Origin of the sequence: Oceanobacillus jeddahensis, from assembly GCF_000750635.1 — a bacterium.
GTDB classification, from domain to species: Bacteria; Bacillota; Bacilli; order Bacillales; family Amphibacillaceae; genus Oceanobacillus; species Oceanobacillus jeddahense.
In genome coordinates, this window is the sequence record NZ_CCDM010000008.1 from 136025 (window position 1) to 146655 (window position 10631).

The 10631-nt window shown below is 42.8% G+C and carries 5 protein-coding genes and 3 rRNA genes; all 8 read right to left on the reverse strand.

What is annotated here, in order from left to right:
- Positions 1-149 precede the first annotated feature (149 nt).
- The gene (gene clpC, locus BN986_RS24290) at positions 150-2582 is read right to left on the reverse strand and encodes an ATP-dependent protease ATP-binding subunit ClpC (RefSeq protein WP_040985143.1); all 2433 of its coding nucleotides are present in this window, start codon (positions 2580-2582) and stop codon (positions 150-152) included.
- A 13-nt stretch (positions 2583-2595) separates the two neighbouring features.
- Positions 2596-3660: a protein-arginine kinase McsB gene (locus BN986_RS24295; protein ID WP_040985145.1), complete on the reverse strand. Its 1065-nt coding sequence runs from the start codon at positions 3658-3660 to the stop codon at positions 2596-2598.
- Positions 3657-4217, reverse strand: a complete 561-nt coding sequence (locus BN986_RS24300; protein WP_040985146.1) for a protein-arginine kinase activator protein McsA — start codon at positions 4215-4217, stop codon at positions 3657-3659. Before BN986_RS24300 ends, BN986_RS24295 begins: the two co-directional genes overlap by 4 nt.
- A gap of 22 nt (positions 4218-4239) precedes the next feature.
- Entirely contained in the window at positions 4240-4707 is a 468-nt protein-coding gene (locus BN986_RS24305; protein ID WP_040985148.1) for a CtsR family transcriptional regulator, read from the reverse strand.
- Between the two features lie 181 nt (positions 4708-4888).
- Positions 4889-5575 (reverse strand): MgtC/SapB family protein, encoded by a 687-nt coding sequence (locus tag BN986_RS24310; protein WP_244445090.1) that lies wholly within the window; start codon positions 5573-5575, stop codon positions 4889-4891.
- Positions 5576-6250: 675 nt separating this feature from the next.
- A 5S ribosomal RNA gene (gene rrf, locus BN986_RS24315) occupies positions 6251-6366 on the reverse strand.
- 55 nt (positions 6367-6421) lie between these two features.
- Positions 6422-9344, reverse strand: a 23S ribosomal RNA gene (locus tag BN986_RS24320).
- 190 nt (positions 9345-9534) lie between these two features.
- A 16S ribosomal RNA gene (locus tag BN986_RS24325) occupies positions 9535-10631 on the reverse strand; the annotation flags it as partial.

Here is a 10631-nt window from a genome sequence, read left to right on the forward strand (position 1 = left end):
TATTATAGACTATTTCTCGATTTCATAGGTTACAGAAAAGCATCAAATTCAAAAATAATCTTCCATATTTATGCCACAAGTATTTTTTATGAAACAGAGAAAGCTAGAAGAATCGTGTTCTTCTAGCTTTTCATGCATGACAGCTTTTTTTAAGGCAGGACAATAAACTCCCCTTTGCTATTTAACCCTATTTTTACTTTTTGTTCTTTTTGAATGCTTCCTTTTAAAAGCTCTTCCGATAATAAATTCTCAATATTACTTTGGATAGAGCGTCGAAGTGGACGGGCACCATACTCTGGGTCAAAACCTTCGTTAGCAATTTTTTCAATCGCCTTATCTGTAAGGGAAAGGGTTAACTCTTGTTCTTCCAAACGTTTTTGCAGCTGTTTCAGCATTAATGATGCAATATCTTTCATGTGTTTTTTCTCTAAGGAATGGAACACAATTGTCTCATCAATACGGTTTAGAAACTCTGGACGGAATGCCTTTTTCAATTCATCCAACACTTTCGATTTCATATCTTCATGCTCTCTCTTTTCATCATTATCTAATGTGAAACCGACATATTTATTACGCCTTAATTCGCTTGCTCCGACATTAGAGGTCATAATAATAACCGTATTACGGAAATCAACGACTCTTCCTTTTGAATCTGTTAATCGTCCATCCTCAAGAACCTGCAGAAGAATATTAAAGACTTCTGGATGTGCTTTTTCCACTTCATCTAAGAGTACAACGGAATATGGTTTTTGGCGAACTCTTTCTGTTAATTGGCCTCCCTCTTCATAACCTACATAGCCCGGAGGAGAACCCACTAAACGGGACGTTGCATGTCTTTCCATATACTCTGACATATCAATCCGAATCATCGCATCTTCATCCGCAAACATAACTTCTGCAAGTGCACGAGCAAGCTCTGTTTTACCAATTCCAGTTGGCCCAAGGAATATGAAAGAGCCAATCGGGCGTTTGGGATCTTTTAATCCCGCACGAGCACGACGAATTGCTTTTGCTACTGCATTTACTGCTTCTGTTTGGCCAATAACACGGTCATGGAGAATTTCTTCCATGTTCAACAGACGATCACTCTCGTCTTTTGTCAGTTTAGAAACAGGGACCCCAGTCCAGATAGATACCACTGCTGCAATATCTTCCATCGTTACTTCAGAATCTGTCTGTCCTTGTTTTTCTTTCCATTCATTCTTTGTTTTTTCAAGTTTTTCACGATAACGCTGCTCAGAATCTCTCAAGGACGCTGCTTTTTCAAATTCCTGACTTTGCACTGCAGCATCTTTTTCTTTTCTTACTTCTTCCAGTTTTTGTTCCAGCTCTTTTAAATTTGGTGGAATAGTGTATGAATTCAAGCGTACTTTGGATCCAGCCTCATCGATTAAATCAATTGCCTTATCTGGTAAGAAACGATCTGTGATATATCGGTCAGACAACGTTGCTGCTGCTTCAATCGCTTCATCTGTAATGGTTACACGATGATGTGCTTCATAACGATCTCTTAAACCTTTCAAGATTTGAATGGTTTCATCAAGCGTCGGCTCATCTACTTGAATTGGTTGGAAACGGCGCTCTAATGCAGCATCCTTTTCAATATATTTCCGATATTCATCTAATGTCGTTGCACCAATACATTGCAGTTCACCACGAGCAAGAGACGGCTTCAGAATATTCGATGCATCAATCGCGCCCTCAGCTCCACCGGCACCAATGAGAGTATGAAGTTCATCGATAAACAAAATAACATTGCCGGATTGACGAATTTCTTCCATTACTTTTTTCAAACGATCTTCAAATTCACCACGATATTTTGTACCTGCAACGACCGTACCCATATCCAATGTCATGACACGTTTGTCCCGGAGCGTTTCCGGCACTTCATTATCAATAATTTGCTGTGCTAAACCCTCTGCAACTGCGGTCTTCCCGACACCAGGTTCCCCAATCAATACAGGATTATTTTTGGTACGTCGGCTCAACACTTGAATCACACGTTCGATTTCTTTCGAGCGCCCAATTACAGGATCAATTTTTCCTTCTTTAGCACTGACCGTCAAATCACGGGCTAGGGAATCTAATGTAGGCGTGCTGGCGTTTGTTTGTTGCCCTGTACGCCCTTGACGGCCTGTCTGAGACTCATTACTACCCAACAACTGAAGAACTTGCTGACGGGCTTTATTTAAGCTTACACCAAGGTTATTTAATACACGAGCTGCAACACCTTCTCCTTCACGGATTAAACCTAATAGAATATGCTCTGTACCTACATAGGAGTGTCCCAGTTTTCTTGCTTCATCCTGAGATAGTTCCACAACCTTCTTTGCTCTAGGCGTGTAATGGATCGATTGAGATGGCTGCTTGCCAACACCAATAAGCTTTTCTACTTCTTCTTGAATTTTAGCTACTTCTAACCCGAGAGATTGCAGTGCTTTGGCAGCAATACCTTCCCCTTCACGTACTAATCCAAGAAGAATATGTTCTGTTCCAATATTATTATGGCCTAATCGTACAGCCTCATCTTGAGATAGTGCTAATACCTTTTGTGCTCTCTCTGTAAAGCGACCAAACATCATATGTTTTTTCCTCCTACTTTTTCAAATTTAATCGTTCGCGAATAATGGAAGCCCTGCGAATATCCCGCTCATCTGATCGAAGCTCCTTATTCGCATAATGTTGCAAGAATCCAGGCTGTGTTAAAACCATTAGTTCATTCAATATATTCTCAGAAACGTTTTCAATTATGCCTAAATCGATTCCTAAACGTAAATTAGAAATACAGATAGCAGCTTCTTTTGAATCAATAATTCTACTATTTTTTAATGTGCCATATGAACGGAAAACACGATCCTCCAAGCTGATCTCAGATTGTTCGTAAATATACTGACGTGCCATACGCTCATGCTCAACAAGCTGATTGACAATACTCTCTAAATCCTCCACAATATCTTCCTCTGATTTACCTAGTGTAATCTGATTTGATATTTGAAAGATATTTCCTCTTGCCTCGCTTCCTTCCCCATATATACCTCTTACAACAAGTCCTAATTGATTAATTGCTGGGATTAACCGGTTAATTTGCTTTGTCAGAACAAGAGCAGGTAAATGCATCATAATCGAAGCTCTCATGCCTGTTCCAATATTGGTAGGACAGCTGGTCAGATAGCCTTTTGTTTCATCAAATGCATAATCGGCTTCTTCCTCCAGCCAATCATCTAAGTAGTATGCTTCTTCTAAAGCTTTCCTTAGCTGAAGTCCTGGGTAGTACACCTGAATACGCAAATGATCCTCTTCGTTTACCATAATGGAAGTCTGTTCATTTTCGGATAATAAAACTGCCGCATAATCACTATGTTTAATTAAATGTGGACTTATTAAGTGTTTTTCCACCAAAACGAGTTTTTCAATCATATTTAATTGCTTCATTGGTATAAAAGAAAGAGAATCTTGCTCCGAATCACCTTCCTGGGTATAATTTTTCTTTATAAATTGCAATACTTGTTCTAATGCTTCTTTATTACCAGATGTCGGATATAATTTATCTGCAAAGTTACGGGCCAGACGAACACGACTGCTCATGACAATATCTTTATCCGGACCATCCTCCAACATCCATGGGCTGATAGCTTCGTTGATAAATGATTCTAATGTCACGTCTCATCACCCGTTTCTTTATTAGGATGATTCGCTTTTTCTAACTCTCTGATTTTATCGCGTAAAATAGCTGCTTTTTCAAACTCTTCTTCTTCAATCAGCTGTTTTAACTCCTCCTTATGGGAAGATATTAATTGTTTTTGTTGAATATATTTCCCGGCGCGTTTTGGCATCCTGCCAATATGCTTGGTATTCCCTGCATGTACGCGCCGTAAAATAGGCTCTACCTTAGAACCAAAGGAAGCATAACAATCTGCACAACCAAATTTTCCGGCTTCTTTAAATTCACTAAACGTTCTGCCGCAAGACGAACATTTTAGCTCCTGAGGCTGTTTGGGCTGGTTAGAGTTCGCTGTTGCTGCAGCGTTTAAATTTAATCCATCCTTTTGAAAAAGCCCTGCCAAAAGATCATTTAATGAATAACCTTCTTCCGGATAGGTTAAATATCCTTTCTTTTTGGCGCACACTTCACAAAGGCTGACTTTAGTTTCTTTCCCATTTATAATATGTTTAAAATGCAGCGTCGCCTTTCTTTCATGGCATTCTTGGCATTCCATACGATTCCTCCCCTTTAGGTAATTAATCGTTCAAATACTTGAGTGTCGTTAATGCAGATTTGAGAATACGTGCTCGCAGCTCATCTCTAAGTGGTAATTGAAAAGCTAATGTTGTTCGATCAATACTTGCTAGTATTAACTTTGCCTCACGCGCTGTGATCAACTCCTCCTCTAAAAGACGATCTAAAATATCAATTGCAGCACGCTGTGGAATAGAATCACCAATTAAATAAATAATCTCATCAATTAATTCGGATTTATCCTGATGACGTATACGCATAATACGAATATATCCGCCACCGCCACGCTTACTTTCTACGATATACCCTTTTTCAATAGTAAATCGCGTATTAATAACATAATTTATTTGAGACGGAACACATTGAAATTGGTCTGCAATTTCACTTCTTTTAATCTCAATAGCTTGTTGTTCCTCTGCCTGTAATACTTTTTTCAAATATTGTTCAATGATATCTGAAATGTTACTCATCCTTCGCACCTCAAATCAAATAATTTAATTGATAAATTATTTCTTTTGACTTTGACTAACTTTGACTATGGTTTTATTATAATATAAATTCTTTAAGTTGCAAATGGATGTTATTTCTATTTTTGACAAACAGACCAAAAATCAAAACATCATTATAGAAAATCTATGAAAATATTTTGATTTAATTTCTTTTTGTTATATTTACCACTCCTGGAAGTTTCGATATATCATCAAATAAATAAACTAACCTATTATCGCTTTTCATATTGGTCCATATATGAATTCTGCGCTGATTACCTTCTAACAGCTTTATTTCGACCTGCTTAATGTTAAAGTCATTCTTTTCAATCGATTTTACAGCTTCATGTATTTCAAATTCGTCTGAAGCAACAATTTCAATAAAATTACTGGTTCTAAACCGGGGAAAGAAATGTTCCATTCGGTTTAAAAAAATTAAGCTGATAAGAATAATAAGTGTCGTTACAATAGCAACACTATACATCCCAGCTCCGACAACCAATCCTATCCCTGCTACAGCCCATATAGAAGCAGCGGTTGTTAATCCTTTGATAGTTCCTCCATAAACTATAATTGTTCCTGCCCCCAGAAAACCGATACCGCTAATGACATAGGAAGGGATACGAGCAGGGTCAAATCGGATTTCATCATATTGCTCCATAAATGTAATAAAGCCAAAAATGGATAAAATCATCATTAAACAAGAACCTACTCCTACTAGTATATGCGTACGAAACCCAGCTGAATGATTATTAATTTCTCGCTCAAAACCAATTAAACCAGATAATATTAGTGCAATAAACAAACGTGATACAATAACTAGAAAATCTTCTCCAATGAATTGTTCCAATTTGCTTTCCTCCTTTTTCCCCCTTATTTTTGTATATATTTTACAATTTATTTCAATGAAATAATATTATTCTTAATTTTTATTGTACAGGCAAACCATTTGATTTAATAAGTCAATGATTCCTATAGAAAATCAGATACCTTAAAATGGATCCGTATAACACCAGGCATAGATAGAAATGAAAAGATTCTTTTATTAATTTTTAATAATCCTATCGGAGGTAAACTTTTTGAAAGTTATTGTACTTACTTCCCTTTGAAATTTTTGGAAAGGGGTTCAATGTAAGTTCAAAGGTTAAAAAGTTTTCTGGAAGGCAAAAAAAGAAGGTGCTCTATCCTAGATTGTATGCCTGAATAGCATAATACATTTACAAAAGAGACCTTTTCACGGAAGTCATTATACCAAAGCTATATAAAATATTAAAGAAAATGCATAATTTGATAGAGGGGGAGGATAGGCACAAAAAACATAATGTATGCTTATTACCCATCTTTTTAGAAGTATGTTTAGTAAAAATAATGTCTTATTTCACAAATATTTTCAAAAAAGTGGAGAGATGTCGGAAGTATATAATATATCACGCGTTGATTATCCAAAAATATCCTAACATCAATTTTAGTAATCTCTTCCTCAATAAAAAAAAGAACTAAGCATTGTGCTTAGCTCTTTTTGTGTGCCTGGCGGCGTCCTACTCTCGCAGGGGGAAGCCCCCAACTACCATCGGCGCTGAAGAACTTAACTTCTGTGTTCGGCATGGGAACAGGTGTGACCTCTTCGCTATCGCTACCAGACTTACAAGATTTTGCACCCTGAAAACTAAATAAGAGTAACGTGACATAAAAAAACTTAGATAAGTCCTCAATCGATTAGTATCCGTCAGCTGCACGTGTCGCCACGCTTCCACCTCGGACCTATCAACCTCATCGTCTCTGAGGGATTTTACTCACTTCAAGTGATGGGAAGTTTCATCTTGAGGGGGGCTTCATGCTTAGATGCTTTCAGCACTTATCCTTACCACACGTAGCTACCCAGCTATGCTCCTGGCGGAACAACTGGTACACCAGCGGTGTGTCCATCCCGGTCCTCTCGTACTAAGGACAGCTCCTCTCAAACTTCCAACGCCCACGACGGATAGGGACCGAACTGTCTCACGACGTTCTGAACCCAGCTCGCGTACCGCTTTAATGGGCGAACAGCCCAACCCTTGGGACCGACTACAGCCCCAGGATGCGATGAGCCGACATCGAGGTGCCAAACCTCCCCGTCGATGTGAACTCTTGGGGGAGATAAGCCTGTTATCCCCGGGGTAGCTTTTATCCGTTGAGCGATGGCCCTTCCATGCGGAACCACCGGATCACTAAGCCCGACTTTCGTCCCTGCTCGACTTGTAGGTCTCGCAGTCAAGCTCCCTTCTGCCTTTACACTCTGCGAATGATTTCCAACCATTCTGAGGGAACCTTTGGGCGCCTCCGTTACCTTTTAGGAGGCGACCGCCCCAGTCAAACTGCCCGCCTGACACTGTCTCCGAACCGGATAACGGTCCTGGGTTAGAATGGTCATACAGTTAGGGTGGTATCCCACGGATGCCTCCACGTAAGCTGGCGCTCACGTTTCAAAGGCTCCCACCTATCCTGTACAAACTGCACAAACATTCCATATCAGGCTACAGTAAAGCTCCACGGGGTCTTTCCGTCCTGTCGCGGGTAATGCGCATCTTCACGCATAGTATAATTTCACCGGGTCTCTCGTTGAGACAGTGCCCAAGTCGTTGCACCTTTCGTGCGGGTCGGAACTTACCCGACAAGGAATTTCGCTACCTTAGGACCGTTATAGTTACGGCCGCCGTTTACTGGGGCTTCGGTTCAAAGCTTCGCTCCGAAGAGCTAACTCTTCCCCTTAACCTTCCAGCACCGGGCAGGTGTCAGCCCCTATACTTCGCCTTTCGGCTTCGCAGAGACCTGTGTTTTTGCTAAACAGTCGCTTGGGCCTATTCACTGCGGCTCACTCACAAGTGAGCACCCCTTCTCCCGAAGTTACGGGGTCATTTTGCCGAGTTCCTTAACGAGAGTTCTCCCGCTCACCTTAGGATTCTCTCCTCGCCTACCTGTGTCGGTTTGCGGTACGGGCACCTATGATCTAACTAGAGGCTTTTCTTGGCAGTGTGAAATCAGGAACTTCGGTACTCTATTTCCCTCCCCGTCACAGCTCAGAAACATGTCAGACGGATTTGCCTATCTGACTTCCTCGCATGCTTGGACGCACATCCATCGGTGCGCACTCCTTATCCTCCTGCGTCCCCCCATTGCTCAAACAATCATGAGGTGGTACAGGAATATCAACCTGTTGTCCATCGCCTACGCCTATCGGCCTCGGCTTAGGTCCCGACTAACCCTGAGAGGACGAGCCTTCCTCAGGAAACCTTAGGCATTCGGTGAAAGAGATTCTCACTCTTTTTTCGCTACTCATACCGGCATTCTCACTTCAAAGCGCTCCACCAGTCCTCACGGTCTGACTTCACAGCACTTTGAACGCTCTCCTACCATTGTTCGTAAGAACAATCCGCAGCTTCGGTGATACGTTTAGCCCCGGTACATTTTCGGCGCAGCGTCACTCGACCAGTGAGCTATTACGCACTCTTTCAATGATGGCTGCTTCTAAGCCAACATCCTGGTTGTCTGTGCAACGCCACATCCTTTTCCACTTAACGTATACTTTGGGACCTTAGCTGGCGGTCTGGGCTGTTTCCCTTTCGACTATGAACCTTATCACCCATAGTCTGACTCCCAAGTTAAAGTAACTGGCATTCGGAGTTTGACTGAATTCGGTAACCCGGTAGGGGCCCCTAGTCCAATCAGTGCTCTACCTCCAGTACTCATGATCTTGAGGCTAGCCCTAAAGCTATTTCGGAGAGAACCAGCTATCTCTGTGTTCGATTGGAATTTCACCGCTACCCACACCTCATCCCCGCATTTTTCAACATACGTGGGTTCGGGCCTCCAGTCAGTGTTACCTGACCTTCACCCTGGACATGGGTAGATCACACAGTTTCGGGTCTACGACCGCATACTCCTTCGCCCTATTCAGACTCGCTTTCGCTACGGCTCCGTGTCTTCCACTTAACCTTGCATACAATCGTAACTCGCCGGTCCATTCTACAAAAGGTACGCCGTCACCCATTAACGGGCTTCGACTACTTGTAGGCACACGGTTTCAGGTTCTATTTCACTCCCCTCCCGGGGTGCTTTTCACCTTTCCCTCACGGTACTGGTTCACTATCGGTCACTAGGGAGTATTTAGCCTTGGGAGATGGTCCTCCCGGATTCCGACGGAATTTCACGTGTTCCGCCGTACTCAGGATACACTCCGGAGAAAACGCTTTTTCGATTACAGGGCTGTTACCTTCTATGGCTGACCTTTCCAAGTCGATTCATCTAAAGCATTTTTTTGTAACTCCAATGGAATGTCCTACAACCCCAAGAAGCAAGCTTCTTGGTTTGGGCTCTTTCCGTTTCGCTCGCCGCTACTTGGGAAATCGATGTTTCTTTCTCTTCCTCCAGGTACTGAGATGTTTCAGTTCCCCGGGTATGCCTCATCTACCCTATGTATTCAGATAGATGTCCTGTTCCATTACGAACAGTGGGTTCCCCCATTCGGAAATCCTCGGATAATAATGTTTACTTACAACTCCCCGAGGCATATCGGTGTTAGTCCCGTCCTTCATCGGCTCCTAGTGCCAAGGCATCCACCGTGCGCCCTTATTCACTTAACTAAAGTTTTTGAATAAGCTCGTTGATTACAACATGTAATCATTTGTGTCGCTATATTATAGCTTCTTTGCCTTATTTCTAAAGTTTGATGTCGTTGTTACTCTTATTTAGTTTTCAAGGTACAAATAGAGAGAATTACTCTCTCAAAACTGAACCAAACAAACCAGTACAAATTCCGTTAATTATCCTTAGAAAGGAGGTGATCCAGCCGCACCTTCCGATACGGCTACCTTGTTACGACTTCACCCCAATCATTCGTCCCACCTTCGGCGGCTGGCTCCAAAAGGTTACCTCACCGACTTCGGGTGTTACGAACTCTCGTGGTGTGACGGGCGGTGTGTACAAGACCCGGGAACGTATTCACCGCGGCATGCTGATCCGCGATTACTAGCGATTCCGGCTTCATGTAGGCGAGTTGCAGCCTACAATCCGAACTGAGAACGGTTTTATGGGATTTGCTTCACCTCGCGGATTCGCTTCCCTTTGTTCCGTCCATTGTAGCACGTGTGTAGCCCAGGTCATAAGGGGCATGATGATTTGACGTCATCCCCACCTTCCTCCGGTTTGTCACCGGCAGTCACCTTAGAGTGCCCAACTAAATGCTGGCAACTAAGATTAAGGGTTGCGCTCGTTGCGGGACTTAACCCAACATCTCACGACACGAGCTGACGACAACCATGCACCACCTGTCACTTTGTCCCCGAAGGGAAAACTCTATCTCTAGAGCGGTCAAAGGATGTCAAGACCTGGTAAGGTTCTTCGCGTTGCTTCGAATTAAACCACATGCTCCACCGCTTGTGCGGGTCCCCGTCAATTCTTTTGAGTTTCAGCCTTGCGGCCGTACTCCCCAGGCGGAGTGCTTAATGCGTTAACTTCAGCACTAAGGGGCGGAAACCCCCTAACACCTAGCACTCATCGTTTACGGCGTGGACTACCAGGGTATCTAATCCTGTTCGCTCCCCACGCTTTCGCTCCTCAGCGTCAGTTACAGACCAGAGAGTCGCCTTCGCCACTGGTGTTCCTCCACATCTCTACGCATTTCACCGCTACACGTGGAATTCCACTCTCCTCTTCTGCACTCAAGTCCTCCAGTTTCCAATGCACGTTTGCAGTTGAGCTGCAAGATTTCACATCAGACTTAAAGAACCGCCTGCGAGCGCTTTACGCCCAATAATTCCGGACAACGCTTGCCACCTACGTATTACCGCGGCTGCTGGCACGTAGTTAGCCGTGGCTTTCTGGTCGGGTACCGTCAAGGTACGATCAGTTACTATCGTACTTGTTCTTCC